At 61.8% G+C, this 26,111-nt stretch carries 25 protein-coding genes; 13 read left to right on the forward strand and 12 right to left on the reverse strand.

Features of this window, described 5'->3' with window-relative positions:
• Positions 1-9 precede the first annotated feature (9 nt).
• On the reverse strand, positions 10-921 hold the full coding sequence (gcvA, locus tag KHU30_RS00625) for a transcriptional regulator GcvA (protein WP_211440730.1): 912 nt from the start codon (positions 919-921) through the stop codon (positions 10-12).
• Positions 922-1,046: 125 nt separating this feature from the next.
• Here gcvA and KHU30_RS00630 point away from each other — a divergent pair, with 125 nt between their 5' ends.
• Positions 1,047-1,724, forward strand: coding sequence for an FMN-dependent NADH-azoreductase (locus KHU30_RS00630; RefSeq protein ID WP_211440731.1), 678 nt, complete (start codon positions 1,047-1,049; stop codon positions 1,722-1,724).
• 83 nt (positions 1,725-1,807) lie between these two features.
• Complete coding sequence (locus KHU30_RS00635; protein ID WP_211440732.1) at positions 1,808-3,187, forward strand: alpha/beta hydrolase family protein; 1,380 nt, start codon at positions 1,808-1,810, stop codon at positions 3,185-3,187.
• Positions 3,188-3,247: 60 nt separating this feature from the next.
• Here KHU30_RS00635 and KHU30_RS00640 read toward each other — a convergent pair whose 3' ends face one another.
• The 3 genes from KHU30_RS00640 to KHU30_RS00650 form a co-directional block, all read right to left on the reverse strand.
• Positions 3,248-3,679 carry a hypothetical protein gene (locus KHU30_RS00640; protein ID WP_211440733.1) on the reverse strand — a complete coding sequence of 144 codons (432 nt, stop codon included), beginning with the start codon at positions 3,677-3,679 and terminating at the stop codon, positions 3,248-3,250.
• A gap of 40 nt (positions 3,680-3,719) precedes the next feature.
• The gene (locus tag KHU30_RS00645) at positions 3,720-4,247 is read right to left on the reverse strand and encodes a Csu type fimbrial protein (RefSeq protein WP_211440734.1); all 528 of its coding nucleotides are present in this window, start codon (positions 4,245-4,247) and stop codon (positions 3,720-3,722) included.
• Between the two features lie 205 nt (positions 4,248-4,452).
• Positions 4,453-6,183 (reverse strand): CocE/NonD family hydrolase, encoded by a 1,731-nt coding sequence (locus tag KHU30_RS00650; RefSeq protein ID WP_211440735.1) that lies wholly within the window; start codon positions 6,181-6,183, stop codon positions 4,453-4,455.
• 346 nt (positions 6,184-6,529) lie between these two features.
• On the opposite strand from KHU30_RS00650, the gene KHU30_RS00655 reads away from it, so the two are divergent.
• A complete protein-coding gene (locus tag KHU30_RS00655) occupies positions 6,530-7,411 on the forward strand; it encodes an alpha/beta fold hydrolase (RefSeq protein WP_211440736.1) in 882 nt (293 codons plus the stop codon).
• Between the two features lie 19 nt (positions 7,412-7,430).
• Here KHU30_RS00655 and KHU30_RS00660 read toward each other — a convergent pair whose 3' ends face one another.
• Together KHU30_RS00660 and KHU30_RS00665 are read right to left on the reverse strand one after the other, a co-directional pair.
• On the reverse strand, positions 7,431-7,925 hold the full coding sequence (locus KHU30_RS00660) for a DinB family protein (RefSeq protein WP_211440737.1): 495 nt from the start codon (positions 7,923-7,925) through the stop codon (positions 7,431-7,433).
• Positions 7,926-8,043: 118 nt separating this feature from the next.
• The gene (locus KHU30_RS00665; protein WP_230411279.1) at positions 8,044-8,787 is read right to left on the reverse strand and encodes a slipin family protein; all 744 of its coding nucleotides are present in this window, start codon (positions 8,785-8,787) and stop codon (positions 8,044-8,046) included.
• A 566-nt stretch (positions 8,788-9,353) separates the two neighbouring features.
• Between KHU30_RS00665 and KHU30_RS00670 the strand changes: the two genes are divergently transcribed.
• Together KHU30_RS00670 and KHU30_RS00675 are read left to right on the forward strand one after the other, a co-directional pair.
• Positions 9,354-10,151: a DUF5829 family protein gene (locus KHU30_RS00670; RefSeq protein WP_211440739.1), complete on the forward strand. Its 798-nt coding sequence runs from the start codon at positions 9,354-9,356 to the stop codon at positions 10,149-10,151.
• A gap of 65 nt (positions 10,152-10,216) precedes the next feature.
• Entirely contained in the window at positions 10,217-10,582 is a 366-nt protein-coding gene (locus KHU30_RS00675) for a glyoxalase superfamily protein (protein ID WP_211440740.1), read from the forward strand.
• 11 nt (positions 10,583-10,593) lie between these two features.
• On the opposite strand, the gene KHU30_RS00680 is transcribed toward KHU30_RS00675, so the two are convergent.
• The 6 genes from KHU30_RS00680 to eat all read right to left on the reverse strand — a co-directional run bounded on the left by KHU30_RS00680 (position 10,594) and on the right by eat (position 18,274).
• Complete coding sequence (locus KHU30_RS00680; protein ID WP_211440741.1) at positions 10,594-11,220, reverse strand: 2OG-Fe(II) oxygenase; 627 nt, start codon at positions 11,218-11,220, stop codon at positions 10,594-10,596.
• A gap of 187 nt (positions 11,221-11,407) precedes the next feature.
• Positions 11,408-12,094: a Fe2+-dependent dioxygenase gene (locus KHU30_RS00685; RefSeq protein ID WP_211440742.1), complete on the reverse strand. Its 687-nt coding sequence runs from the start codon at positions 12,092-12,094 to the stop codon at positions 11,408-11,410.
• A 25-nt stretch (positions 12,095-12,119) separates the two neighbouring features.
• The gene (locus tag KHU30_RS00690; protein ID WP_211440743.1) at positions 12,120-14,354 is read right to left on the reverse strand and encodes a TonB-dependent receptor; all 2,235 of its coding nucleotides are present in this window, start codon (positions 14,352-14,354) and stop codon (positions 12,120-12,122) included.
• A 275-nt stretch (positions 14,355-14,629) separates the two neighbouring features.
• A complete protein-coding gene (gene eutC / locus KHU30_RS00695; protein WP_211440744.1) occupies positions 14,630-15,457 on the reverse strand; it encodes an ethanolamine ammonia-lyase subunit EutC in 828 nt (275 codons plus the stop codon).
• A gap of 9 nt (positions 15,458-15,466) precedes the next feature.
• Positions 15,467-16,840 (reverse strand): ethanolamine ammonia-lyase subunit EutB, encoded by a 1,374-nt coding sequence (locus KHU30_RS00700; RefSeq protein WP_211442139.1) that lies wholly within the window; start codon positions 16,838-16,840, stop codon positions 15,467-15,469.
• 63 nt (positions 16,841-16,903) lie between these two features.
• Positions 16,904-18,274 (reverse strand): ethanolamine permease, encoded by a 1,371-nt coding sequence (eat, locus tag KHU30_RS00705; protein WP_211440745.1) that lies wholly within the window; start codon positions 18,272-18,274, stop codon positions 16,904-16,906.
• Between the two features lie 149 nt (positions 18,275-18,423).
• Between eat and KHU30_RS00710 the strand changes: the two genes are divergently transcribed.
• The 8 genes from KHU30_RS00710 (at position 18,424) to KHU30_RS00745 (ending at position 26,102) form a co-directional block, all read left to right on the forward strand.
• Complete coding sequence (locus KHU30_RS00710) at positions 18,424-18,588, forward strand: hypothetical protein (protein ID WP_211440746.1); 165 nt, start codon at positions 18,424-18,426, stop codon at positions 18,586-18,588.
• Positions 18,589-18,658: 70 nt separating this feature from the next.
• Entirely contained in the window at positions 18,659-19,684 is a 1,026-nt protein-coding gene (locus KHU30_RS00715) for a patatin-like phospholipase family protein (protein WP_211440747.1), read from the forward strand.
• A gap of 43 nt (positions 19,685-19,727) precedes the next feature.
• Complete coding sequence (locus tag KHU30_RS00720; protein WP_230427138.1) at positions 19,728-20,624, forward strand: alpha/beta fold hydrolase; 897 nt, start codon at positions 19,728-19,730, stop codon at positions 20,622-20,624.
• A 127-nt stretch (positions 20,625-20,751) separates the two neighbouring features.
• Positions 20,752-21,582, forward strand: a complete 831-nt coding sequence (locus KHU30_RS00725) for a 3',5'-nucleoside bisphosphate phosphatase (RefSeq protein ID WP_211442141.1) — start codon at positions 20,752-20,754, stop codon at positions 21,580-21,582.
• 182 nt (positions 21,583-21,764) lie between these two features.
• Positions 21,765-22,265 carry a hypothetical protein gene (locus tag KHU30_RS00730; RefSeq protein WP_211440748.1) on the forward strand — a complete coding sequence of 167 codons (501 nt, stop codon included), beginning with the start codon at positions 21,765-21,767 and terminating at the stop codon, positions 22,263-22,265.
• A gap of 203 nt (positions 22,266-22,468) precedes the next feature.
• A complete protein-coding gene (locus KHU30_RS00735; protein WP_211440749.1) occupies positions 22,469-23,638 on the forward strand; it encodes a cytochrome c oxidase subunit II in 1,170 nt (389 codons plus the stop codon).
• A gap of 26 nt (positions 23,639-23,664) precedes the next feature.
• Positions 23,665-25,464 (forward strand): cytochrome c oxidase subunit I, encoded by a 1,800-nt coding sequence (locus tag KHU30_RS00740; protein WP_230427139.1) that lies wholly within the window; start codon positions 23,665-23,667, stop codon positions 25,462-25,464.
• Positions 25,461-26,102: a cytochrome c oxidase subunit 3 gene (locus KHU30_RS00745; RefSeq protein WP_211440750.1), complete on the forward strand. Its 642-nt coding sequence runs from the start codon at positions 25,461-25,463 to the stop codon at positions 26,100-26,102. The genes KHU30_RS00740 and KHU30_RS00745 overlap by 4 nt, the downstream gene beginning before the upstream one ends.
• Positions 26,103-26,111 lie beyond the last annotated feature (9 nt).

Below are 26,111 nucleotides of genomic sequence, written 5' to 3' on the forward strand. Positions count from 1 at the left end.
GGCCCGCTTTTAACACAGCAGGGCCGAGGCGTGCGCCTGCGCGCTGATCCAGGCGCAGGCATCTTGCACATGCGGGTCGCTCTCCCTGGTTTCCGGATACACCAGATAGAAAGCATAAGTATTGAGCATGGGGCCGAACGGTTGCAGCAAGACCCCGCCACGCAACTCCGGCTCGATCAGCGAAGTGCTCAGCAACGCCACGCCTTGCCCCGCGATGGCGGCCGAGATGGCGTGGCTTTCATCGGAAAACACCATGCCGGCGCGGCTGTCGAGCTTGTCCAAGCCGGCGTGCCGGGCCCATGCGCGCCAGGTCGACGGTTTGCGCAGCGTGTTTTGCCATTCGCAATGAATCAGGGTTTGCTTGAACAGATCCGCGGGTTTTTTTACCTTTAGGCGCGGGCTGCAGACCGGCGCGATGCGGTCGTCGAAAAGTTTTCTGGCGACCAGCCCGGGCCAATTTCCCAGGCCGTAGCGGATGGCGATGTCTGCCGTATGGCCGTCCAGCGGCGAGATTTCCACCGAAGTGTGAATCCGCAGATCCTGTCTGGGATAGGCAGCGCGAAAGGCGCCCAGCCTGGGCAGCAGCCAGCGTGCGGCAAATGCCGGCGTGGTCGAAATGGTGAGCGCTCGCGGCGCCTCGCGGTCCTGGATGCGGCCGATGACAGCGGCGAACGCGTCGAAGCCGTCACGCAATGCGGCATACAGCTCGGCGCCGGCGGCAGTCAGATGCAGTTGCCGCGGCTGGCGCTGGAACAACGCAATGCCGAGCGTATCTTCCAGGCGCCGGACCTGGTGGCTTACCGCCGTCGGCGTCACCGAGAGTTCCGCCGCCGCGGACTTGATACTCACATGCCGCGCTGCTGCTTCGAACGCCCTCAAGGCTGCCAGCGGCGGCAGCCGGCGCGCTTTCGCATTATCCATATAGATGAGTTTTATTTTCTGATTTTCAGTAAAAATTGTCGTTTGTCTCGATCGGTAGGGGGAATTACAGTGGCTCTTGAAGTTGATGCATGAAATTAATTCACATGAATGAAGGATAGCTGAAAATGACCACTTTATTGCATCTGGACGCCAGCGCGCGTAGCGGGCGCTCTGACCAGCAACAGCACGGTTCGCATACGCGCCGGCTGTCGCACCGCTTCGTCGAGCAGTGGTTGCAGCAGCGCCCCGGCGACCGTGTCGTAGTGCGCGATGTCGGCCTGAACCCGCCGTCGCCGGTTAGCGGCGCCTGGATACATGCCGCGTTTACCGCACCGGGGTCGCGCGAACCGTGGATGGCCGAGGTGCTGGCCGAAAGCGATGGCTTGATCGATGAAATACTGGCCGCCGATATCCTGCTGCTCGGCGTGCCGATGTATAACTTCAACGTGCCGGCGCAATTCAAGTCTTGGATCGACAATATCGTCAGGGTAGGGCGCACCTTCGGCTTCGACCGCCGGCGCGAAGGCGAGCCTTACTGGCCGATGCTGAAAGATGCCGGCAAGCTTGCGGTGGTGCTGTCGTCCAGGGGCGATTATGGCTACGCTGCCGGCCAAAGAATGGCGTCCATGAACCATGTCGAACCGGGCATTCGCAGCGCGCTTGGCTACATCGGCATCGAGCGCCTGCACAGCGTCGCGATCGAATACGACGAGTTCGGCGATGCGCGCCTGGATGAATCGATTGCGGCGGCGGAGGCAGAAGTCAGTGCTTTGGTGAGCAGTTTGATCGCCGGCTTGCGCTAGCGTCGCCGGCTCGGCCCATGCAATAGGGTTGCCTTAGGGTAAGTATGTCGGATAGGATTTGCCCTCTACGTCAAGGAATTCAGATGCCATCCACCAAAACCCGACCCTCTGCCAATCTTCGCTGCTTCGTTTTTGCGCTTGCCTGCTTTTCAGCCACGGCTTTTGCCGCGCCCGCGCTGACCGCGGCGCCGGCCTGCCTTACCGGAGCCTATCGCTCGCCGACCGGCGAGATCGTCACCCTGACCCAGCGTCCGGGATTTCCGCAGACATTGCTGGCGACCAATTTCAGCGGCCGCAGCGGCATCTTTGAGATGGCCGGCGACGGCGTGTTGAACGCGGCGCTGGATGCCGATAATCCGGCCAGGCTGGCTGGGCGTTTGACTTATGCGGGATGTCAGGCCGGTTCGGTCGGTTTGCAGTTTTCCGGCGCCGATGCGCAACAGTGGCTGCGCTTGCCGCTGCGGATTACCCGCACCCGTTTCATGTCCGGCGCGGTGCAGCTGAACGGCGAACTGATCGAGCCGATCGAGTCGATGGCCGATGGCGACAAGCCGCCGCTGTTCGTGCTGGTGCACGGCTCCGAATCGACCGCCGCGGTCGATTCCAGCAACCACGCCTTCCTGATGGCGAGCCAGGGCATTGCCTCATTCGTGTTCGACAAACGCGGCACCGGCGCCTCGGGAGGCGTCTATACCCAGGATTTCGAGCTGTTGGCCGATGATGTTGCCGCCGCGGTAGGAGAGGCCCGCAGGTTGAGCGCTGGCCGTGTCGGCCGCATCGGGCTCGCCGGCTTCAGCCAGGGCGGCTGGGTTGCGCCGCTGGCGGCGGTCAAGGCGCGGGTGGATTTCCTGGTGGTCGGGTACGGCGTGATCGGCACGCCGATCGAGCAGGACCAGTGGCAGGTAGAATACCAGTTGCGCCAGCTCGGTTATGGCGAAGACGTGATCGGCAAAGCGCGTACGCTGACTGCGCTGGCCGGCAAAGTCGCGGCGTCGGATTTCCAGCGCGGCATGCCGCAGCTGCTGCGGGCCAGGGATAAATATGCGAGCGAGCCTTGGCTGGCGAAAATCGACGGCCAGTATAGCGGCGAACTGCTACGCGGCGAGGTAGAGCGGGCGCGCAGCGAAAGCCCGCAAGTGATCTGGCATTACGATGCGCTGGCGGTGCTGCGGCAACTGGCCATTCCGCAACTGTGGGTGTTTGCGCAAGACGATTCGGTGGCGCCCAGCGCGCCGACCATCGCCCGCCTGGAAGCTTTGCGCGGCAGCGGCAAGGATATCGAGATTGCGGTTTTCCCGCAGTCGGATCACGGCATCCGTTCCTTTTCCGTGATGCCTGACGGCAGCCGTAAATACCTCGCGTACGCGGCCGGTTACGATCAGCTCTTGGCCAATTGGATGGGGCAGAAACCTTTGCCGCCGGAGGCGCAGGACGGGATGCTGGCGCGGCCGGCCAGGCCGTGAATTTTTGCTTGCCTTAATGCGCGCGGCCGTCGTCGTTGATGACGCCGATCGCGCCAAGGATCAGGCTTTGAATTTATTCTTGAGTGCGTCCAGCTTCGAACTGGAGGGCGCACTGCCGCCGCCGTGCCAGTCTTCCGGTTCATCCTCGGCGAATTCTTCCGCCAGGTTTTTCCAGCCTTTGCTCGCTGCGAAGGCATTGAATTCTTCCGGCGCTTCCAGCACGATCAGCTTGTCGTCCTGCAGGCCAAGGTCGCCGTGGCCGAAGTCGGGGCCGACGTAGCCGATCTGGCGCAGCCGTGCGAGGATCTGGCCTATCAGCCGCGTATCCTCGAACAGGCGCTCCTTCCCGATCGCCGCGGCAAAATCGACGTAGACGTCGATAATCCCGTAGCCTTCGTCGAAGATGCGGATAGCTTGGATGTCATGCTTGCGGCCTGCCGCGTCGGTGACGCTGAACGGGCCGCTGAGTTGGATGTCGGTTTCGCTGTTCATAGCCGGCAGGATACACCAAATGCCGGCGGATGAGACGACCTTAAAAGGTGACGGTAGCGACCACGGTATCGGTAAACGTGGTAGCCAGGCCTGACTGTCCGGACGGCACGCGCGCATACACGGTCAGCGGCGTCGCCGTGCCGGTGGCGGTGATGCTGGCCGGCGCGGTGCCCGCGGTATTGCCCCAGGTGGTGGTGCGGCCGGAATCCGAGAACAGCGCATAGTTGAGATAGGTCGGCGAGCCGCCGCCGCTGGACAGGCGGCGCAGCGGGACGCTGTCGGTGGAGCCGGTGTTGGCGTTGGCGCCTTGCCCCAGCGTGATCACGGGCGTCGCGCCGGGCGTGCAAGTGGTGGTGACGCTGGCGGTGACGTCCTGGTTGGTAGTGGCGTTGACCACGACCGGATCGTAGGTGGTGGTAAAGCCGGTGGTGGAGATGATGCAATCGTTGCCGATGGTGACCGTATTGGTCATGGTGGCCGTCGCGGTCCCGGCCCAGGCGTTGCCTGCCGCGATCATGCCTGCGAGGACGGCAGTGATCAAAATGCCATGTTGCGTAGACTTTTGCATGACGAATCTCCCGATTGCCACTTCTTGTTATTCAAGTCCGTTTCCCTGTCGATGCTTATATCTATAGCACAAAAATTTCCTCATGGAAATGCTATTTTTGTTCGTGATTGTTGGTGGCTGTTGGTGATTGCCGGTAATCGCTGGCGGCAAGAGGCGTATCGGCAGACAGCTTGCGCGGCAAATTGCGCAAGCTGCCGCATTGGACTTATAAGGTTGGCAATGTCAAAGTCGATTGCTGACCCGGGTTGAATTCAAAGCGCACGCCGAAACGCTCGCCCGGATTCACCGGCGAGGCGTACAGGCTATCGGCAGTGTCCAGCACGACGCCGATATGATGGCCGGCCGGCACGTCATAGGCGATGGCCGAGAATTCGATAGGGAAATCGACGGTCTGGCCAGGCGTTGCCCAGTGCAGGGTGGTGGCGCCATGGGTAACCAGGATGCCGGTGCCGATGGCGTCGACGTCATACAGATAGGCGACCACCTGTGCCCGCGCCTGCGAAGGCGTCACGCGCAAATTCAGTTTCGGAATCCCTCTGATCTTTTGCGTCGCCGACAAGGCTGGCGCTTCGTAGCGCACGCCGGCTGCCAGGCTGACCGTCAGCAGCGAATTGACCACGGGCAGGTTCATGGTCTCGCCCAGGGTCGAGAGAATCGGGATCAGGCCGCTGGTGGCGGTGGTGTCGAAGAAATTCTGGATCAGGTCGGAATCGGCGGTCTGGTTGAGCGCGGCGGAGATGGTCCCTTTGTCGCCCTTGCCGCAGAAGCAGCTGAGATCGAAGCGCACCGGGCCGCGCGGGCCGAGGTAGTAAGTCCGGTTGGTCAGCTCCGGCGCCGGCCAGTTGGAAAACGATTCGCGGCGGTCGGTGAACTTGATCTGCATGGTCACCTTGGGTTCGGTATCGACGCCGTTCTGCTCGCCCTTCAGCCAGCGGTTGAACCAGCGATGCGCCTGGTCGTAGGGATAGTTGGGCGCGCCCAGCAGGGCGCCGGTGAGTTCCGCGGAAGCATGGATGCCGGCATTGAGTACTATCTTCTTCGGTCCGGTGAGCGCGGAGAACATCGCCAGCGATGAATTCGGCGTGAACATGTCGTCCTGGTAGTTCTTGCTCAGGAATACCGGCGCGTTGCGCTTGTTGATGGCGGCGACGTAGCTTGATGGCGAGCGCGGCTTGGCCCAGGCCGTGATGCCGGCGATGGTCGCCGCGCTGCTGTTCGGATCGAGCAGGGCAAGTATGTTCTGGTTCACCTCGGGCGCCGGACGGCCGGTGACGCTGCCGGCCAGGCCGAGCACGGTGGCCCAGGTCAGGTTGGGCGAGCCTGCGGTGTAAAGCTGGTCGGCCAGGGTGGCCCAGCCGGACAGCGCCACGGCAGTCTTGAAGCGCGCGTCCTGCCCGAGCGCGATCAGCGACAGGCCGGCGCCGTAGGAGATGCCGCTGGCGGCGACGTTGTTGATGTCGATCGGCGCATTGGCCTGCAGCCAGTCCAGCACCGAGGAGACATCGCGCACGTCTTCCGGCGCGGCGACGTCGACCTGGCCGCCGGACAGGTAGAAGCCGCGCGCTGTATAGCTCGCCACCACATAGCCGTCCTGCGCCAGTTTTTGCTGCTGGCCGATGTATTCGACACGGCCGGGCGCGGCCCAGCTGGCGATCATGACGATCGCCGGGAATTTCTGGTCGCTGCTGCTGCGTTTCGGCAGGAACAGGTTGGCGGCCAGCTTGGTGCCGTCGAAGCTGGTGATGGTCATGGCGGGAATCCAGCAGGTGCCGTCTATCGGCGAGACGATGCCGGGCGACTGCATGGGGCTGGAATAGTTTGCCGCTTCAGCCGCGGTGGCGCTGCGGCACAGTTCGGCGTTGGCGGCTGCCGACGCCAGGCTCAAGCCCAGCGTCAGGGCAATGCCGGGCAGGGATAAGAAAGACGGGATGCGCATGCGACGTTCTCCTAAACATTGTTGATTATTTTGTGCCAAAGTAAGCATGGGTTTGGCATGCTTGCTGGCGCGGAAAACCATGTTGCCGGGATGATGATTGCTGCATTAAATGAAACTGCGGATTGCGGAACAGCGGATGGTAGTGATCGGTCAGTCTCTGGCTGGGCGCCTGCAGCTGCACATGGGTTGCCGCCAGTCTGACGAACTGATTTATAAGTGAACGATCGTTCTTTTATTCTGGATTTATTAACCCACGCATCGCGTTGCAGCATCAATAAAAATTTTAGACGCCCGCGCCTAACTAGCGATGTGCACTTTGGACTGGGAAAATTAACAGGGAGGTACCGTGTTAAAACAGGTCGATGCAGGTGTTCTCAATGTTACCTATGACGATGGCGGCGACGCCGCCGGTCTCCCGGTTTTTCTGCTGCACGGCTTTCCCTACGATATCCATGCCTACGACGAAGTGGCCGCGCTGCTGGCAGCGCAGGGTTGCCGCGTGATTGTTCCCTATCTGCGCGGTTACGGACCGACGCGCTTCTTGTCGGCGGACACGCCGCGCTCCGGCCAGCAGGCGGCGCTCGCTCACGACCTGCTGGCGCTGATGGATGCGCTGGCGATTCCGCAGGCGCTGCTGGCCGGCTACGACTGGGGCGGCCGCGCCGCCTGCATCGTTGCCGCCTTGTGGCCCCAGCGGGTGCGCGGCCTGGTGTCGGCCGGCGGCTATAACATCCAGGATATTGCCGGCGCCGCCAGGCCGCGGTCGCCGGAAAATGAATTGCGCTACTGGTACCAGTACTATTTCCATGGCGAGCGCGGCCGCGCGGGGCTGGCGCAGAATCGCTACGAATTCTGCAAATTGCTGTGGCGGCTGTGGTCGCCCAACTGGCAGTTTGATGAAGAGACTTACCGGCGCAGCGCCGCCGCTTTCGACAATCCCGATTTTGTCGAAGTGGTGATTCATTCCTATCGTCATCGTTTCGGGCTTGCGCCGGGCGATCCTGCGGTCGAGGGCACGGAACTGCTGCTGGCCGCGCAGCCGAGGATAGGCGTGCCGGCCATCGCACTGGACGGCGGCGGCGACGGCGTCAGCCTGAGCGGCGGGTCGGAGCAGCATGCGCGCTTTTTCAGCGGGCCATATCAGCGCCGGGTGATTCCTGTAGCGGGGCACAATCTGCCGCAGGAAGCGCCTGCCGATTTCGCGGCGGCGATCCTGGCGTTGATCTGAGCGGCCGGCTGCGCTACGGCTAGCGGGATTCCGCCTCTATTTTCCCCAGCAGCCACTGCAGGCCGGCCAGATGCTGCTGGTCGTGGCTGCACAGATAGTGCACCAGGCTGCGCAGGGTCAGGGCGCCGTAGCCTTCGAATTCTGCCTGGCGGTCGAATTGCTCCGGCGCCAGGCTGGAGATGAGCGCGACGGTCTTGGCGCGGGCGGCGCGGAACGACGTGAAGACTTCTATCGGATCGGCGCTGGCGTAATGGCGTTCGCTGGCGAGGAGGTCGCTGTCGATGGAGGGCAGCAGCGGATTGTGTTCATCGAGGGTGCGCCGGAAACGCAGATGATAGCCGTCGATCTCGATATCGCGCACGTGGCAGATCTGTTCGATGGCGCTGAACGGCTCGCTCGGCACGCCTTCCCAGGAGGCTGGTTTCCAATGCGTGCAGGCGTTCGGGATGGCGGCATAGTGCTGCTCCAGCTGCTGCGGAAAGGCCGCCAGCGTATTCAGGGTGATCGGATTCATGGCAGGGTAGTTGGAGGGTGTTGATTGCAATCTGGCAATTATATGGCAAGCCGTGCAATCCGGTGCGCGGCTTGCCGCTTGTCCGCATTCATCCGTCTACTGCAACCTCAGTCCATGCTCAGGGCGTCTTTCCTTTGTCGCCTAAGAATCTGGACAGCAAGTCCATCGGCAAGGGGAACACCACCGTGGTGTTTTTGTCGGCGCCGATCACTGTCAGCGTTTCCAGGTAGCGCAAGAGGATGGCCTGCGGCTCCTGCGCCAGCACGTGGGCGGCCTGGTACAGCTTTTCCGAGGCTTGCAGCTCGCCTTCCGCATGGATCACCTTGGCGCGCCGTTCGCGTTCCGCCTCGGCCTGCCTGGCGATGGCGCGTATCATCGACTCAGTGAGGTCGACCTGCTTGATTTCGACGTTCGATACCTTGATGCCCCAGGAGTCGGTTTGGGCGTCGAGCGCTTGCTGGATATCCAGGTTGAGCCTTTCCCGTTCCGCCAGCATGTCGTCCAGCTGGTGCTTGCCCAGCACCGAGCGCAGCATGGTCTGCGACAGCTGGCTGGTGGCGTTGAAGAAATTGGCGACTTCCACGATCGCTTTGCGCGGATCGATCACGCGGAAATAGACCACTGCGTTGACTCTGACGGAGACGTTGTCGCGCGAGATGACATCCTGCGTCGGCACTTCCAGCACCACGGTGCGCAGATCGACCCTGACCAGCTGCTGGATCGCCGGAATCAGCAGCACCAGCCCCGGCCCCCTGACGCCGGAAAAACGTCCCAGGGTGAAGACGACGCCGCGTTCATACTCGCGGAAGATGTAAATCGATGCATTCAGCAGGATGATCGCCACGAAAATCAATGCGACCATTCCGAACCAGGCGAAATTCCAGGGCATTTTGTGCCTCCTTCCTTGTCGAGGATGGCCTGCGCGGGTTGCGGAAGCGGGCGGCAAGCCGGCTTGAGCAAGCATTGTGCAGGTCATTTAACCAGTATAGGCGACCGGACTGTACTTAGACATCCTTCCGGGGGCGGGCGGGTATGCTAAATTGCTGTTTCTTATTGAGAATTTCATAAAAACGCGACAAAACCGTAACCTGGTTTTTCGCCGCGCCTGAGGCACGTAGCTAACTGGGGTCGGAGTGAACTTTCTGCGCGCTTTTTGCAGAAACTTCACTCCGACCCCACTTAGCGGGCTACGGAGCGCATACATCGTCGGCAGAAAACAAAACCACGAATGCGCTCTGTCTTTCTTCGAATTCGTCATGTGGGGTCAGAGTCGATTTTCGCGATAAAGCACCGCGAAAGTCGACTCTGACCCCAGATGACTCTTTCTACGTAGCGGCACGTTTGTCAAAGGCGATGATTTTGCCTCCAGGCGAAACCTGGCCCGCCATTGTTGCTGACTCTTTACTTATGACTTATTCGCAAGTGCATTTGAATCACGTCATCGTCCATGTCGACGGGCCGACCAGATCGGCTATCGCGCAATCGGCTTTCCTGAAAAATGAATTTGCGGCATTTGAGGCGGGTACCGTCGTCATTGAGGACGGCGGCGGCTGGAGCGGCCTGTATATCGACGGCGAGCAGACCTACATCGAGATATTCGGTCCGTTGCCGGACGACGCGTCCGGCGGTGCTGCCGGCGTCTGCCTTGGCGTGGATCAGGCGGGCGGCTTGGAGGACGCCTGCACGGCCCTGCAAGAGTCTGGCCACATGCCCAGCCCCGATTTGGTCAAACGTCAGTTCGACGGTCAGGAAATTCCGTGGTTCCGCTATGTGGATCTTGTCGATTCCGGCGCCTCCTTTACGTCCTGCATCATGGAATACGACAAGGATTTCCTGAGGCTCAGCCGGCCGGGGATGAATGCCGGCCAAGACGGCATCAGCCGCAAACAATATAACGCCGCACGCTTCCGGCCGGAGCGCTATCTCAAGGATATCAGCGAGGTGACCCTGGCTCTTGCGCCGCTTGACCTCGCACTGTTTGGCAGTCAGCTGGCAGCACTGGGATATGTGGAAACGTCGGCAGGCGGGGCCAGGACTTTTTGCGGGCAAGAACTCAAATTCCATCTGGTGCAAAGCTACGCCTCGGTTTGCGGCGTGATTGCGCTCAAGCTGAATCTGTTAAAGAAAAAAGAAGGTGAGAAAATTTACTGCTTTGGCGCTGGATCGGCATTGCACTTCGATGCCGAGTTCAGCGCCACCTGGACTTTCGGGCCGGCCTCTGCATAAGTTTGCACGATTCGTATCTGCTTTTAATCTAAACCAGGTTTGCCGCGATCAGGAGAGAAAAATTCATGCACCTATCCCACGCCATCCCCATCATCCGCATATTTTCGGAAGCCAAGGCCAAAGAGTTTTATCTCGACTTCCTCGGCTTCACGCTGGATTGGGAACACCGCTTCGAGGAAAATTTTCCGCTGTATGCCCAGATAAAACGCGACGACCTGACCATTCATCTGAGCGAGCACCATGGCGATGCGACGCCGGGCTCGACCATGTTTGTGCCGGTGCGCGATATCGATGCCTTGCAGCGCGAGCTGCTGGCCAGGAACTACGCGTATGCAAAACCAGGCGTCGAAGATTTTCCCTGGGGACGCAACATGGAAGTCGCGGATCCGTTCGGCAACCGCATTCGTTTTTGCGAGCTGTCAAAGCAGTAAGCTGATCTGCGTCAGGCCGGCCGTTGCCTGAACCAGCCGGCAAGCGAGATGCGCTCGCGGGTCGCGGGCAGTACTTCGTGCAGCATGTCGGCGGACAGGAACAGCACCAGCCGGCTGCCCAGCGGGGCAATGTCTGCGCTGGACTGTCCTGCCGGATGCAGGCGCAGGGCGCCGCCTTGTTCCGGCAGCCAGTCTTGGTTCAGGTAGATGACCACCGAGACGGTGCGGCTGTCGTCGTCGCGGAAGCGGTCCAGATGAGGTTGGTAGGACGCGCCCGGTGCGTAACAGGCGAAGTGGCTTTCGTACTCGTCCAGTCCCAGGAACAGGGTGCGGTTCAGCATCACGCGCAAGGTTTCCATGATCAGCAGATAGCGGTCGCATGCCGGCGATTGTCCGGCCTTGAGCCAAAGAATCCGGTCGCCGCGGATATCGCTGCGCACCGCTTGCGCCTCGCTGCGGCCGACGGCGGCACGATGCAAGGCGCCGCCAAGCGCCAGCGCGCGGCATTCCGCGGCCAGTTCCAGGGTCAGGTCTGCCGGCAGGAAAATGTTTTGCTGCGACCAGCCATGCTCGGTCAGGCTATCGGTCATGTGCAGCAGCAGCGCTTTGCTGAGGCACTCGGAGGATTCTGAAAACATCGCTGCAACTCTTCCTGGAAACGTGCATTCGCTGCGAATCGTCAATATTCCAGAAACGTTGTTTCAACGATGCCGCCATGCATGCATCAAGTCCGCGGACCCGGGATGCATGGCTGGCGGACCAGTGTAACACTTGCGCCCGGCGAACGTCGGGCAGAGGGGAGGGATAGTGCGCAGGAAACCTGGTTCAGGTCTCGCTCCATTGCCGCATCAGGTTGTGGTAGCAGCCGATCAGGCTGCGCCGCGCCTGTTCGTCGGCATTGGTCTGGTTGAGCTTCTGGATGGCATTATCCATTTCGAACAGCATGCTGCGCTGGCCGTCGTCGCGCACCAGGCTTTGCACCCAGAAAAAACAGGCGGTACGCATCCCGCGCGTGATCGGCGTGACCTGGTGCAGGCTGGTGGCAGGGTATAGCACCATGTCGCCGGCCTGCAGCTTGACGGCATGCGTCCCGTAGGTGTCGTCGATCTGCAGTTCGCCGCCGTCGTAGGACTCGGGATCGGACAGGAACAAGGTGGCGGAGATGTCGGTGCGCAGCTTGCGGCCGCTGTGCGGATCGATGCGCACGCTGCCGTCGACGTGGGCGCCGAAAGTCATGCCCTCGCCGTAGCGGTTGAACATCGGCGGATAGACGGTATTCGGCAGCGCCGCGCTGATGAAGCGCGGGTGGCGCTCCAATGCTGCCAGGATGACCTGCTGGCATTGCCGCGCCGTTTCAGAACGCTCATCGATCTGCTGGTTGAACTTGACTGCCGCTCCCTGGTAGCCGGCGGTGACGCGGCCGTCTACCCACGCCGCGCCGGCGTGGTCCAGCAATTGGCGCACCGCTTCCAGCTGCTGTGCATCTAGTACCTTGGGAATGGCGATCAGCATGAACGTCTCTCTATTTTTTTCTAAGTTACATACGATAGTTGAGCGACAGCATGGCGGTACGGCCGGTGCCCGGCACCGAGCGGCCGCCGTCTGACTGGATCAAGGCATCGTAATACATCTTGTTGGTCAGGTTGAACAGATTCAGGCGGATATCGTATTTCGGTTGCGTATACGCCACCGTGGCATCCCAGCGCGTATAGCCGCCGGCCTGCACCGTGTTGGCCGGGTTGGCGTAGCGCGCCGACATGTAGCTGGCGCCGCCGCCGACTTCCCAGTGCGGCGCGACCTTGTAGGTGGTCCAGCTGGTCAGCGTATTCTTGGGCGTGTTGACCGGAATCTTGCCCAGCGTGCCGTCGAGGCTGGAAGACTGGATCACCTTGGCGTCCAGGTAGGTGTAGCCGAGCGCGACCTGCCAATCCTTGGTGATGTGGCCGATGGCGCCCGCGCGCGCGCCGTTGACCCTTACCGTGCCGTCCAGCACATAGACGCCGGTGCTGACCAGGCTGCGCGCATTTTCCTTCTTGATCTGGAAGATGGCGGCGTTGAGCGACAGCTTGTCGCCCAGCAGATCCCATTTGCCGCCCAGTTCGTAGGAGCGGTTCTTTTCCGGATCGAGGTTTTGCTGGCCGGTGGTGCCGGTCAGCTGTTCCAGCGAGGGGTTGAACGAGGTGCCGTAGGACAGGTAGTAAGACTGTTCGCTGCTTGGCTGCCAGATGCCGCCCAGGCGCACGCTGGTGAAATTGACGGTCTGCTGGGCCGAGGCGAGCGTGGTGTTCTTGGCGGCGGCCGGGGCATTGGTCGAGTTCAGCGAGTTGGTGATGCTGGCGACGTAGCGGTCGAAGCGCAGGCCGCCGACCAGCTTGAACTGATCGGTGAGCGTCGCGGTGTCGTTGAGATAGGCGGCGATCGTATTGGCGGAGCCGCCGGCGCGGTTGCCGGCCTGGCTGACGACATTGCTGCCGGCCGTGCTGTAGCTCGGATTGAGCAATGGCACGCAGTCGTTGTAGCCGGCCACCGTTGAAGGCGCATTCAAGGCCACGCCGTTGCAGCTGCCGTTGCGATAGTAACCCTGGTTGTCGTAGCCGTCATGGCCGAGCTCGAAGCCCGCCAGCAGCTCATGCTTGACGCTGCCGGTGCTGAGCGTGGCCGACAGTTCGGTCTGGTTGAAAATCGAATAGTCGCGGATGTCGCGGTCATGGCTCTGGCCGCGCACATACAGGCTGCTCAACGGCAGCGAGCTGATTGCCGAAGTCGGCAATGGCGTGAAGCCGGCGGCGGACACCGTGCCGATGGTGTTCGGCGCGGTTTCTACCGCGCTGGTGCGCACATAGTTGAACTGGGTCTGGTTGCGCAGCACGATGTCGGGCGTGATCTTGTGGCGGATGGTCGTGTTGAGCGACGCCACGTCCTGGTTGGTGTGGTCGCTGTTGAGGCCGTAGGCGGTATCGCGGCCGACATTGGCCGGATGGCCGTTGAGCGGCGGCAGGCCGTAGTCGGGCATGTCGTGGTTGTGCTGGATCAGGGCCGACAGGGTGATTTCAGTCGGGGTGCCGATGCCGAACACATAGGAGCCGGCCAAGCCGAAATCCTGGACGTCGGTCTGGTCGCGCGTAGTGGCCTTGCCGCTTTGCGCCATGGCCGACAGGCGCAAAGCCGAAGTGTCCGACAACGGGCGATTGTAGTCCGCGGTAGTACGCACCAGGCCGTTGGTGGTGGCCGACGCCGACACTTCGGTCGAGGCATGCAGGTTGGCTTTCTTGGTCACCTGGTTGATCACGCCGCCGGTGGAGCCGCGCCCGAACAGCATCGACGACGGTCCCATCAGCACTTCGACTTCATCGATGGCGAAAGTGTCGCGATAATACTGGCCGCGGTCGCGGAAGCCGTCCAGGTAGATGTCGGTGCGCGCCGAAAAGCCGTTCAAGTTGATATTGTTGCCGATCTGGCCGCCTTCCGCGCCGCCCAGCGTGATGCCGGCGACGTTGCGCAGGGCATCGGCCAGCGAGCTCGCGCCTTGCGATTGTATCAGCGCCTTGTTGACGACGACGACCGATTGCGGCACGTCATGCAGGTCGGCCGGCAATTTGGTGAGGGAAGTGCCGTTGGCGTTGAAATCGCCGCGGCTGCCTTCCACCACGACTTCCTGCAACACGGCAGGGCTGGCATTTGTTTTCGGGTTGGGAGCTTGTTGCGCTTGCGCGGACAGGGGGGCGGCGAACACTGCGACCAGGGCAGCGGCAATCGGGTTGAGGCGGTTCATTTTTATCGTCAGCAAAAGGTTTGGCAGGCCGGCTTGTGCGGCGCGCGGATTTTTTGGCTGGCTAGTACGGCGGATGATCTCGTTTGGCTGGCTGATGGTGTCGCATGTAAACGAGAGTGATTATGTAATCGATTCTTATTTACTGTTAATTTGCGCTGCAATTATAGATGAGAATTCTGTTGCGCCTATAGCTGGGAATTGTGAAATCGCGCAAAAAAACAACAGCTTGTCAAACTGCTCATTGCCGGCTTTCCGCGAATCGCCGGCAGCAGGTCCTAGCGTTCGTCCAGCAGGAAATTGCGCGAAGGCTGCGGCAACTGTCCGCCGGCGGCGCCGGTTTCATCCTTTAACCGGATGCCGGAGAGCTGCCGCTGGCGCGCTTGCGTCAGCAGGTAATGCAGCTTGAACGCCGCTTCTTCATACGACAGGCCGGCGGGCCGCACATTGGAAATGCAATTGCGGCTTTCATCGGTCAGGCCGATGCGCGGCGCCCAGGTCAGGTACAGTCCCATGCTGTCGGGCGAACTCAGGCCGGGGCGTTCGCCGATCAGTATCAGCGCCAGCTTGGCGCCGAATATTTCGCCGACTTCATCGCCTATCGCGACCCGTCCCTGGCGCACGATGGCGACCGGCGCCAGCGTCCAGTTCTCAGGCGCCAGGCGCTTCATCAGCGCCTCCAGGAAAGGCTGGGCATTCTGCTCGATGGCAAGCGCCGACAAGCCGTCGGCAATGACAATGGCGAGATCGTAGCTGGCCGCCGGCTCATGGCTTTGCCGCAGTTCCTGCAAGACAGTGCGCGAGGCGGCGTCCAGCCGCCGTCCGAGGTCGGGGCGCTGCAGGTAGGTGTCGCGGTTTCCGGCTGCGCTCGATACCGTGACGCAGCGCGTGCTGCCGGCAAAGGACTCGCTCAGGCGGCTGCTCAGCGCCTTGGCGTCCAGCGCCAGGTGCACTGCATCGCGCGCCCGCGCATGCGCCAGTTGGAACTCCAGCTGGGCCGAGGTCGGCAGGCTGACGCCGCTGCGGCCCAGTGCGATGCGGGCGGCGGTAAATCGCCGCAACGCCTGCCAGGGATTGCTGACTACGGTGGGATTTGGCTTGTTCATGCAGGGGCCTCAGAATATGCGCAGCAGCGCTTGTTGAAATACCGCCGGCAGGGCCGTGCCCAGCTTGACCTGCTCGCCTTCGCTGAAGATCCGCATGTTCTTCAGCCAGGCGTCGAATTCCGGCGCCGGCTTCGATCCCAGCAAGCGCCGCACATACAAGGCATCGTGGAAGGAGGTGGTCTGGTAGTTGAGCATGATGTCGTCCGAGCCTGGAATCCCCATGACAAAGGTGCAGCCTGCGGCGCCGAGCAGGGTCAGCAATACGTCCATGTCGTCCTGGTCGGCTTCGGCGTGGTTGGTGTAGCAGACATCGCAGCCCATCGGCAGGCCCAGCAGCTTGGCGCAGAAATGGTCCTCTAGCCCGGCGCGGATGATCTGCTTGCCGTCGTACAGATACTCGGGGCCAATGAAGCCGACCACCGAATTGACCAGCAGCGGCTGGAACTTGCGCGCCACCGCATAGGCCCGCGCTTCGCAGGTCTGCTGGTCGATGCCATGATGGGCATTGGCCGACAGCGCGCTGCCCTGGCCGGTTTCGAAATACATGACATTGTCGCCGACCGTGCCGCGCTGCAGCGAGAGGGCGGCGTCGCGCGCTTCCGCCAGCAGCGCCAGGTCGATGCCGAAGCTGAGGTTGGCGGCTTCGGTGCCGGCAATCGACTGGAACACCAGGTCCACCGGCGCGCCGCGGTTGATGGCTTCTATCGTATTGGTGACGTGGGTCAGCACGCAGGACTGGGTCGGAATCTGGTAGCGTTGGATGATGTCGTCGAGCATGCTGACGATCTTGATCACCTGCGGTACGTTGTCGGTGGCCGGATTGATGCCGATCACCGCATCGCCGCTGCCGTACAAAAGGCCATCGAGGATGCTGGCGGCGATGCCGCTGGCGTCGTCGGTCGGATGGTTGGGCTGCAGGCGGGTCGAGAGGCTGCCGGCCAGGCCGATGGTGTTGCGGAAACGGGTCACCGCCCGGCATTTTTTTGCGGCCAGGATCAGGTCCTGCACCCGCATGATCTTGGATACGGCGGCCGCCATTTCCGGCGTGATGCCGGGCGCCACGGCAGTCAGCATCTGTTCGTCCACCGCATCGCTCAGCAGCCAGTTGCGAAAGTCGCCCACGGTCAGATGGCTGATGCGGGAAAAGGCGGCGGCGTCGTGATCGTCGACGATCAGGCGGCTGATTTCATCCTGTTCGTAAGGGATCAGCAAATTGCTGAGGAAGGTGGCCAGCGGCACGGCGGCCAGGGTCATCTGCGCCGCCACCCGTTCCTCCGCGCTGGCGGCGGCCAGGCCCGCCAGGCAATCGCCGGAGCGCAGCGGCGTGGCCTTGGCCATCAAGTCTTTCAGGTCGCGGAAAATGTAAGTCCTGGCGCCGACCATATGGCTGAACGGATGCTTGCTATTGCCCACTGATGCGGTCCTCCATGCGGTTTTCTGATTGGCTTACGTCAGGGCACTAGGCTCCAGTGTACGACTATTCTTGGTCATCAGGAACACCACATAGCCGCAGGCCAGGAAGGCCGCGAACACGCTGAAGATCAGCAGGTTGTAATAAATCATGGTGGCCATGCAGACGCAGGCGCCAACGAGCGCAAACGCCGGCAGCCACGGATACAGCGGCGCGCGGAACGGCCGCAGCATGTCGGGCGCGCTGCGGCGCAGGCGGAACAGAGCGAGCATGCTGATGATGTACATGGTGATGGCGCCGAAGACCGACATGGTGACGATGTTGGCGGTCAGGGTCTGGCCGCCGAGCGTGATCAGTTCGTCGCTGTAGATGGCGGCGATGCCGATCGCGCCGCCGGCCAGGATCGCCCGGTGCGGGGTGTTGAAGCGCGCATGGATCTTGGCGAAATAGCCGGGCAGGTAGCCATCCCGCGCCAGTGCGAAAATCTGCCGTGAATAGCCGAGGATGATGCCGTGGAAGGAGGCGATCAGGCCGAACAGGCCGAGCCACACCAGCATGTGCAGCCAGCCGCTGTGTTCGCCGACGATCAGTTTCATGGCTTGCGGCAGCGGATCGTTGATGTTGGCCAGCTTGGTCCAGTCGCCGGCGCCGCCGGCAAACACCATGACGCCGATCGCCAGCAGCACCAGCGTGATGATGCCGGTGATGTAGGCGATCGGGATGGAGCGCTGCGGATTCCTGGCTTCCTCGGCCGCCATCGCCACGCCTTCGATGGCCAGGAAAAACCAGATGGCGAAGGGAATGGCCGCAAACATGCCGGGAATCGAGGCCAGGCTGAAATGGTCTTGGCCGGACCAGCCACCCTTGACGAAATGCGCAATCGAAAAGCCCGGCGAGACCACGCCCATGAACACCAGCAGCTCGAAAATCGCCAGCAAGGTCACGCACAGCTCAAACGTGGCGGCGATCTGCACGCCGACGATATTGAGCGTCATGAACACCAGGTAGGCGCCGACTGCGGCGGCTTTAGGATCGAGCGAGGGAAACTGGACGTTCAGATAGGCGCCGATCGCCAGCGCAATCGCCGGCGGTGCAAACACGAATTCGATCAGGGTGGCGGCGCCGGCGATGTAGCCGCCCAGCGGCCCGAAGGCTTTCTTGCTGTAGGCGAAAGGGCCGCCGGCATGCGGGATCGAGGTAGTCAATTCCGTGAAGCTGAAGATGAAGGCGGTGTACATGGCGGCGATAAACAGCGCCGTCACGGTAAACCCCAGCGTGCCGGCCGAGGCCCAGCCGTAGCTCCAGCCGAAATACTCGCCCGATATGACCAGGCCGACCGCAATGCCCCACAGCTGTATCGTGCCCAGGGTCTGCTTCAAGGCTGGGGCGCCGGTATTTGCATTCATGATTCTTCTCCACGAAATGGTTTCAGCTGCACGGAAATACAAAGAAAAATCTATTGCCCGATTGCAGCGCGGCGCTGCGCCGCTTTGGTTCGCCGGCGCAAGAAAGCGGTGCAATGGCGCGAGCGATGCGTCCGCTAGCCCGATCTTGAATGCTGAAAAGCAAAATGCGTGCCGTTGCGATGCGCAATGCGTTGGCGGCTGCCCGGAAAGCAAGTCGACAAGATGGCATGAAACTGATTCCAGGAAAACGCTTTACGCGAAAGATTGGTAAATTACTGAAATATGTGGGAGGGTATGGGCAGACGCTGCAATAGGCTGTGCTCCATGCGACCGAATTTCGGTGCATGACGACATGCCGCAGATAACCATCTTCAGGAACTATTCATGCAAAACAAGATAATCACGCTGGCCCTGCAGGGCGGCGGTTCGCACGGCGCGTTTACCTGGGGTGCGCTGGACCGCCTGCTGGAAGAACCGCGCATCGATATCGAAGGCATCAGCGGCGCCAGCGCCGGCGCCATGAATGCAGTGGTGATGAGCTACGGCATGGCGACCGGCGGCCGCGACGGCGCACGCCAGGCGCTGGCGGATTTCTGGGACAGCGTCAGCACCCGCGACCTGTACAGCTTCATGCGGCCGGATGCCTTGAGCGAAGCGGGCATTGCCTCGCAGGCGACTTCTTCGGCGCTGCTCAAGCATATGTTTTCGGTGACCCGCATGTTCTCGCCATACCAGCTCAATCCCTTCGACCTGAATCCATTGCGCGACATCCTTGAAAAGCAGATCGATTTCGAGCGCCTGCGGGCAGAGGGCAAGATCAAGCTGTTCATTGCCGCTACCCAGGTCAGCACCGGCCGCCTGCGCATCTTCCGCAATGAGGACCTGACGCAAGACGCCTTGCTGGCCTCGGCCTGCCTGCCGTCGATGCACCATGCGGTCGAGATCGACGGCGAAGCCTACTGGGATGGCGGCCTGACCGCCAACCCGCCGATTTTTCCCTTGCTGCACCTGTGCACCTCGCCGGATGTGCTGGCGGTGCTGCTGCATCCGTTCCGGCGGCCGCTGACGCCGACCAGCACAGAAGAGATCGGCCAGCGCCTGAGCGAAATCAGTTTCAGTTCGACTTTTTTCACCGAGCTGGGCGGGCTGGCGCTGGCCAAGCGCGAAACCGAGGCCGATCCCGAAGCACGCGGGAAAATGCATGACCGCCTGATGGAACTGCAGATCCACGTGATCGATTCCGACGCCCTGATGAGCCAGCTGAGCGTGGCCAGCAAGCTCAACACCAAAGCGTCCTTCATCCATGCCTTGCGCGATGCCGGACGGACGCGCGCGGAGCACTGGCTGCAGGAAGAATTTTCCGGCGGCGAGCTGAAATCCAATTTCGATCTCGGCCAGTTCCTGGCATAGCACGCATCTAATTACGCAAACTCTACAAGTCCTATCAAGTCCTATGTCGATGAAACTATCCCGTTCAGAATTCATTCCCTTGCGCGGCTTGCGCTATCACGTGCGCCACTGGGGCCGCGCCGGCACCCCGAAAATCTTCATGATGCACGGCTGGATGGATGTCTCCGCCTCGTTCCAGTTCGTGGTGGACTGCCTGCAGCGCGACTGGCATGTGATTGCCCCGGACTGGCGCGGTTTCGGCTTGACCGAGGGGCCGCCGGTGGACAGCTACTGGTTTCCCGATTACCTGGCCGACCTCGACGCCATCCTGCAGCACTATGCAGCGGATGAGGCGGTCAACCTGCTCGGCCACAGCATGGGCGGCTATGCCGTCGGCTTGTATGCGGGCGCGCGGCCGCGGCGGATCAAGGCGCTGATCAACCTGGAGGGTTTCGGCGGCGCCCATCTGGCAGCTGACCTGGCGCCGACACGCTACGCCAAATGGCTGGATCAGCTGATCGAATCGGCGTCCCTGCAAAGCTATCCGGACCTGGCGGCGGTCGCAGCCCGCCTGCAGAAAACCAATCCGCGCCTGAGCGACAGCCGGGCGGCCTTCCTGGCGCAGCACTGGGCGCGCCAGAACGATCTCGGCCGCTGGGAAATCCTGGCCGATCCGGCGCACAAGATCATCAATCCGGTATTGCCGCGGGTGGAGGAAATGCTGGCCTGCTGGCGCAGCACCACGGCGCCGGTGCTGTGCGTGGAAGCGGCGCAAACCAATATGTGGCAATGGATGGGCGGCCAGGAAACCATGCGCGAGGAAGTCGACCGCCGCATCGCGGTTTTGCCGCACGCCAGGATGGCGTTCATTGCGGAAGCTGGCCACATGCTGCATCACGACCAGCCGCAGGCGCTGGCGCAACTGATCGAGGAATTCCTGCAGGAGCAGGGCGCAGCGTGAGGCAGCGCTGCAGCGGGGGAAATGTGCGCTTGCAGCATATGCCGGCCAAGAGGCGTACAATCCTGACATGAGGCCGCTGCCAGGCGGCTAGCCGGATTTTTACCGCACTCCCCCTGTAGGACTAATGATGTTGAATGTTGATCTCCATTGCCACTCCAATGTTTCCGACGGTACGCTGACGCCGATGGCGGTGGCGGCGCGCGCCAAGGCGAATGGGGTGGACATGTGGGCGCTGACCGATCACGACGAAATCGACGGTATCGCTGAAGCCCGGGCGGCGGCTGCGGCGCTGGACCTGCCGTACGTCGCGGGCGTGGAAATTTCGATTACCTGGGCTAACCACACCATTCATATCGTCGGTTTGCAAATCGACGAAACCAATCCGCAGCTGGTGCAGGGCCTGGCGGCAACCCGTGGCGGCCGCGAGCGGCGCGCGCATGAAATGGCGGCGCAGCTGGCGACGGTGGGCATTCCCGACGCTTTCGAAGGCGCCTTGAAGCATGTCGGCAATCCCGACCTGATTTCGCGCACCCATTTCGCCCGCTACCTGGTGGAGATCGGCCGTTGCGCCGACACCAGCGAAGTATTCCGCAACTACCTTACCGAAGGCAATCCGGGCTATGTGCCGCACCGCTGGGCCACGCTGGCGCAATCGGTGCAATGGATACGCGACGCCGGCGGCATCGCCGTGGTGGCGCATCCGGGGCGCTACAAGCTGAGCGACCTGGCCTTTGACGCCTTCTTCAGCGAGTTCAAGCAGCTGGGCGGCGCCGCGATCGAAGTCATGACCGGCAGCCACACGCCGGATCAGTATGACTATTACGCCAAGGTTGCCGCCAGGTACGGTTTCCTGGCTTCGCGCGGTTCCGATTTCCACAGTCCGGCCGAATCGCGGGTCGACCTCGGCGCCTTGCCGCCTTTGCCTGATAGCGTTACCCCGGTCTGGCATAACTGGTAACGCTATGTCAGCCGGCTGCAGGCCGGTATCGCTGCTGCGTCGCAGCATAGTTACTGCCTTTGCATGTCTATGATTCTGTACTACTCTGAAAGAGAGTCCGGCGCGGCGTCTGCGCGGCGGGCCGGCGCCGCTGCTATTGTTGCGGCGGCGTAGCTGCTTGTCATCGCTTTCAGGAGATCATCATGGAACTTCACATGCATTCGCATCACTTGGAGCGTCGCCTGCCGGACTGGCCGGCGGCAGCTGTCTCCGGTTTTGCCGCCGGTGCGGTCGTGATGGTGCTGGAACTGCTGTGGTCGTCCATCTTCCAGGACACCAGCCCTTGGGCTACATCGCACATGATTGCCGCCATCGTGATGGGACCGGATACCTTGCAATCAACTACCTTCGACATCGGCGTGGTCGCCGTGGCCCTGGGCACCCATTATGTGCTGGGAATTGTACTGGCCCTGATCCTGGCTGCCATCATTGCGCCTTTCCACTTTGACTCCAGCGTCGGCATGGTCTTGCTGACCGGCGCTGTGTTCGGCCTGGTTGTCTATCTGTTCAATTTTTATGGCATGGTCCGCTTCTTCTCGTGGTTTGCTGATATGCGCGGCTGGGCGACGCTGGCCGCCCACCTGGTATTCGGTATGTCGGCGGCGATCATCTACTGGAAGCTGGAACGGCCTTTGGGACAATAGCGGCGCGCGCTTCGTTTTCCGCTTGACCATCATTTGCCGCGAGTGCCGACGGATCAGGACTTCAGTCCTGATCCGTTCGCGTACCGATCCGCATTAACACGGTATGCCGGAGCATGGCTGCGGCTGCCGTTGCAAGCATTCAGAGAGTACTTCATTGCATTTGCATCACTTCCGCGGAGCGCTCCGCAGGAAAGAGGGTAGCTATGGCCATGGCAGTCGCACTCATCCTGATCGTCGTCGCTTCGGTGCTGTTTCATTTCTTCAGCCCGTGGTGGGCAACCCCGCTGGCATCGAACTGGCGGCAAATGGACGATACGCTGACCATCACCCTGATCATCACCGGCATCTTCTTCGTCGTCATCAATCTGTTCATCGTGTATACCTTGCTGCGTTTTCGCCACCGCGAAGGCCGCCAGGCCGCCTATCGGCCGGAGAACCTCAAGCTGGAACGCTGGCTGATCGTCGGCACCAGCATTGCCATCATGGGCTTGCTGGCGCCGGGGCTGTTCGTGTATGCCGCCTACGTCACCGTGCCGGCGAATGTGCGCGATGTCGAAGTGGTCGGCCAGCAATGGCAATGGCGTTTCCGCTATCCGGGCCCGAGCGGCAAACTGGGGCGTTCCAGCGTGGCGCTGATCAGCGCCTCTAATCCTTTCGGGCTGGATCCAGCCGATCCGGCCGGCCAGGACAATATCCTTATCAACAACAATGAACTGCATCTGCAGCTTGGCCAGCCGGTGCGGATGCTGCTGCGTTCGATGGATGTGCTGCACGATTTCTACGTGCCGCCGTTCCGTGCCCGCATGAACATGGTGCCCGGCATGGTGACCTCGTTCTGGTTCACGCCGGACAAGGTCGGCCGCTATGAAGTCTTGTGCGCGCAGCTGTGCGGCGTCGGCCATGCCGGCATGCGCGGCTATGTGGTAGTGGAAGACGCCGCCAGCTACCAGAAGTGGCTGAAGGCGCAGCCGACCTTCGCCCAGAGCATGGCGCCCCCGGCGGCGACCGCCAGCGCTGCTGCCGGCGCCGCGGTGGCAGCAGCCGGCGATGTGCTGGCTGCGCAGGGCAAGGCGCTGGCGGAATCCAAGGCTTGCGTGGCCTGCCATACGGTGGACGGCACGCCGCGCGTCGGTCCGACCTGGAAAGGCTTGTACGGCAAAACCGAAACCATGGAAAACGGCGCCACGGCGCTGGTGGACGAGGCTTATCTGAAAGCGTTCATCCGCGATCCGCAGGCGCGCGTGGTGAAAGGCTTCGCGCCGATGATGCCGAAAATCGACATGAGCGACGCCGAGCTGGCAGCCTTGGTGGCTTACATCAAATCGGTAGGCGCGGCGCCGGCGGCCGCACCGAAGCAGCAGGCGCAGCAATAACCGTCACCCGCTAAGCAAGGAAAGCCATGGCCTACACTGACGACCGTACGAATCAAGACCTGCACCAAGACCTGCATCAAGACCCGCATCAGGATCATTTACCGCAAGGTTTCTTCCGCAAATACGTCTGGAGCCAGGATCACAAGGTGATTGCGATCCAGTATGCCAGCGTCGCCATCCTGGCCGGGCTGGTGGGGGTAGGGCTGTCGAACCTGATGCGCCTGCAGCTGGGATTTCCCGGCAAGTTCGCCTTCATCGATGCGGCGCACTATTACCAGTTCATGACCATGCACGGCATGATCATGGTGATCTATCTCTTGACAGCGCTGTTCCTTGGCGGCTTCGGCAATTACCTGATTCCGCTGATGGTGGGCGCGCGCGACATGGTGTTTCCTTACCTGAACATGCTGAGTTTCTGGGTCTACCTGCTGTCGGTGATCGTGCTGATGGCAAGTTTCTTCGTGCCGGGCGGGCCGACCGGCGCCGGCTGGACGCTGTACCCGCCGCAGGCGATCCTGCCGGGAACGCCTGGCTACGAGTGGGGCATCATCCTGATGCTGGTGTCGCTGCTGATCTTCATCGTCGCCGCCACCATGGGCGGCTTGAACTATGTCACCACGGTGCTGCAGGCGCGCACCGAGGGCATGACCCTGCTGCGCATGCCGCTGACGGTGTGGGGCATTTTCGTCGCCACCATCCTGGCCTTGATGGCGTTTCCGGCGCTGTTCGTGAGCGGCGTCATGATGCTGCTGGACCGCACCCTGGGCACCAGCTTCTTCATGCCGGCGCTGGTGTCGATGGGGCAGATCAGCGGCTACAAGGGCGGAAGTCCCTTGCTGTTCCAGCACCTGTTCTGGTTTTTCGGCCATCCCGAAGTGTATATCGTGGCCTTGCCGGCGTTCGGCATCGTCTCCGACCTGATCAGCGTGCACGCGCGCAAGAGCATCTTCGGCTACCGCACCATGGTGTGGGCGATCATTGCGATTGGCGTGCTCAGCGTGGTGGTGTGGGCGCATCATATGTTCGTCAGCGGCATGAATCCGTATTTCGGCTTTTTCTTCGCCACCACTACCCTGGTCATCGCCGTTCCGACCGCCCTCAAGGTATATAACTGGGTGCTGACATTGTGGAAGGGCGATATTCACCTGTCGGTGCCGATGCTGTTTGCGCTGGCCTTTGTCAGCACCTTCCTGATCGGCGGCCTGACCGGCCTGTTCCTCGGCAATGTCAGCGTCGATATTCCGCTCTCCAACACCTATTTCGTGGTGGCGCATTTTCACATGGTGATGGGAGTGTCGCCGCTGCTGGTGATTTTCGGCGCCATCTATCACTGGTATCCCAAGATCAGCGGCCGCATGCTGCACGACGGCCTCGGGAAGCTGCATTTCTGGGTAACTTTCCTCGGCACGTATGCCATCTTTTTTCCCATGCATTATCTCGGCATCCTCGGCATGCCGCGCCGCTACTATGTTTTCGAAGGCTATAAGTTCATTCCCGATTCGGCGCAGACCATGAACGCCTTCATTACCGTAGTCGCCCTGATCGTGGCGACGGCGCAGCTGATCTTCATTTTCAATATGGTGTGGAGCGTTTTTCACGGCAAGCGCGCCAGCGCCAATCCTTGGCGCGCGGCATCGCTGGAATGGCAGACGCCGCAAACGCCGCCCGGCCATGGCAACTGGGGGCCGCATCTGCCGGTGGTGTACCGCGGCGCCTACACGTATAGCGTACCCGGGGCGCAGGAAGATTTTATCGCCCAGAACGCGCCGCCGGTTCCCGGCGACGCCGAGTCGCGCCTGGCGGTCGATAAGGAGGTGCTGGCATGAGCTACGCTGCCATCTTGAAATCAACGGGCAGCGGCTACGGCAAGCCGGCCGCGGACAACCCGCTTGAGCGCCGCTATGCCGCCATCAGCGTCGCCCTGTGGCTGTTCATGGCGGTCGCCAGCGCCTTGTTCCTGCTGTTCATCGCGGCCTGCATCATGCGCATGGATGCCGCCGACTGGTCGCCGCTGGCGATGCCTTGGCAGCTCTGGCTGAGCACCTCGATACTGGCGATCGCCAGCGTTGTTTTGCAGCTTGCGGCCGCTACCGCCAACAACCATCAAATGGAGCGCGCCCACAACCTGCTGCTGCTGGCGGGCGTCTGCAGCATGGCCTTCCTGGCCGCCCAGCTCTGGGGATGGCAGGCGTTGCGGGCGATCCACGTGACGGCCACCGGCAATCCGGCCGGCAGTTTCTTTTACTTGCTGACCGCCATGCACGCCCTGCATGTGATGGGCGGCCTGGTTGGCTGGGGCATGGCTGCCGCCGGCTCCTGGCGCCAGCAGCCGCGCCGGCTGGCCTGGCGTATCCGACTGTGCGCGCGTTACTGGCACTTCCTGCTGGCGGTCTGGCTGTTGCTGTTTGCCGCGCTGGGCTGGCTGACGCCGGACTTTGTGCGCATGGTGTGCGGTACCCGTTGAAGGGGGATA

It is taken from the genome of Collimonas humicola, assembly GCF_018304945.1.
GTDB classification, from domain to species: Bacteria; Pseudomonadota; Gammaproteobacteria; order Burkholderiales; family Burkholderiaceae_D; genus Collimonas; species Collimonas humicola.

What these genes read in the sequence shown, in the direction of transcription:
- gcvA (WP_211440730.1), bottom strand. Translation starts at nt 921, where the DNA reads ATGGATAATGCGAAAGCGCGCCGGCTGCCGCCGCTGGCAGCCTTGAGG.
- KHU30_RS00630 (WP_211440731.1), top strand. Translation starts at nt 1,047, where the DNA reads ATGACCACTTTATTGCATCTGGACGCCAGCGCGCGTAGCGGGCGCTCT.
- KHU30_RS00635 (WP_211440732.1), top strand. Translation starts at nt 1,808, where the DNA reads ATGCCATCCACCAAAACCCGACCCTCTGCCAATCTTCGCTGCTTCGTT.
- KHU30_RS00640 (WP_211440733.1), bottom strand. Translation starts at nt 3,679, where the DNA reads ATGAACAGCGAAACCGACATCCAACTCAGCGGCCCGTTCAGCGTCACC.
- KHU30_RS00645 (WP_211440734.1), bottom strand. Translation starts at nt 4,247, where the DNA reads ATGCAAAAGTCTACGCAACATGGCATTTTGATCACTGCCGTCCTCGCA.
- KHU30_RS00650 (WP_211440735.1), bottom strand. Translation starts at nt 6,183, where the DNA reads ATGCGCATCCCGTCTTTCTTATCCCTGCCCGGCATTGCCCTGACGCTG.
- KHU30_RS00660 (WP_211440737.1), bottom strand. Translation starts at nt 7,925, where the DNA reads ATGAATCCGATCACCCTGAATACGCTGGCGGCCTTTCCGCAGCAGCTG.
- KHU30_RS00665 (WP_230411279.1), bottom strand. Translation starts at nt 8,787, where the DNA reads ATGGTCGCATTGATTTTCGTGGCGATCATCCTGCTGAATGCATCGATT.
- KHU30_RS00675 (WP_211440740.1), top strand. Translation starts at nt 10,217, where the DNA reads ATGCACCTATCCCACGCCATCCCCATCATCCGCATATTTTCGGAAGCC.
- KHU30_RS00680 (WP_211440741.1), bottom strand. Translation starts at nt 11,220, where the DNA reads ATGTTTTCAGAATCCTCCGAGTGCCTCAGCAAAGCGCTGCTGCTGCAC.
- KHU30_RS00685 (WP_211440742.1), bottom strand. Translation starts at nt 12,094, where the DNA reads ATGCTGATCGCCATTCCCAAGGTACTAGATGCACAGCAGCTGGAAGCG.
- KHU30_RS00690 (WP_211440743.1), bottom strand. Translation starts at nt 14,354, where the DNA reads ATGAACCGCCTCAACCCGATTGCCGCTGCCCTGGTCGCAGTGTTCGCC.
- eutC (WP_211440744.1), bottom strand. Translation starts at nt 15,457, where the DNA reads ATGAACAAGCCAAATCCCACCGTAGTCAGCAATCCCTGGCAGGCGTTG.
- KHU30_RS00700 (WP_211442139.1), bottom strand. Translation starts at nt 16,840, where the DNA reads ATGGTCGGCGCCAGGACTTACATTTTCCGCGACCTGAAAGACTTGATG.
- eat (WP_211440745.1), bottom strand. Translation starts at nt 18,274, where the DNA reads ATGAATGCAAATACCGGCGCCCCAGCCTTGAAGCAGACCCTGGGCACG.
- KHU30_RS00710 (WP_211440746.1), top strand. Translation starts at nt 18,424, where the DNA reads ATGCTGAAAAGCAAAATGCGTGCCGTTGCGATGCGCAATGCGTTGGCG.
- KHU30_RS00715 (WP_211440747.1), top strand. Translation starts at nt 18,659, where the DNA reads ATGCAAAACAAGATAATCACGCTGGCCCTGCAGGGCGGCGGTTCGCAC.
- KHU30_RS00720 (WP_230427138.1), top strand. Translation starts at nt 19,728, where the DNA reads ATGTCGATGAAACTATCCCGTTCAGAATTCATTCCCTTGCGCGGCTTG.
- KHU30_RS00725 (WP_211442141.1), top strand. Translation starts at nt 20,752, where the DNA reads ATGTTGAATGTTGATCTCCATTGCCACTCCAATGTTTCCGACGGTACG.
- KHU30_RS00730 (WP_211440748.1), top strand. Translation starts at nt 21,765, where the DNA reads ATGGAACTTCACATGCATTCGCATCACTTGGAGCGTCGCCTGCCGGAC.
- KHU30_RS00735 (WP_211440749.1), top strand. Translation starts at nt 22,469, where the DNA reads ATGGCCATGGCAGTCGCACTCATCCTGATCGTCGTCGCTTCGGTGCTG.
- KHU30_RS00740 (WP_230427139.1), top strand. Translation starts at nt 23,665, where the DNA reads ATGGCCTACACTGACGACCGTACGAATCAAGACCTGCACCAAGACCTG.
- KHU30_RS00745 (WP_211440750.1), top strand. Translation starts at nt 25,461, where the DNA reads ATGAGCTACGCTGCCATCTTGAAATCAACGGGCAGCGGCTACGGCAAG.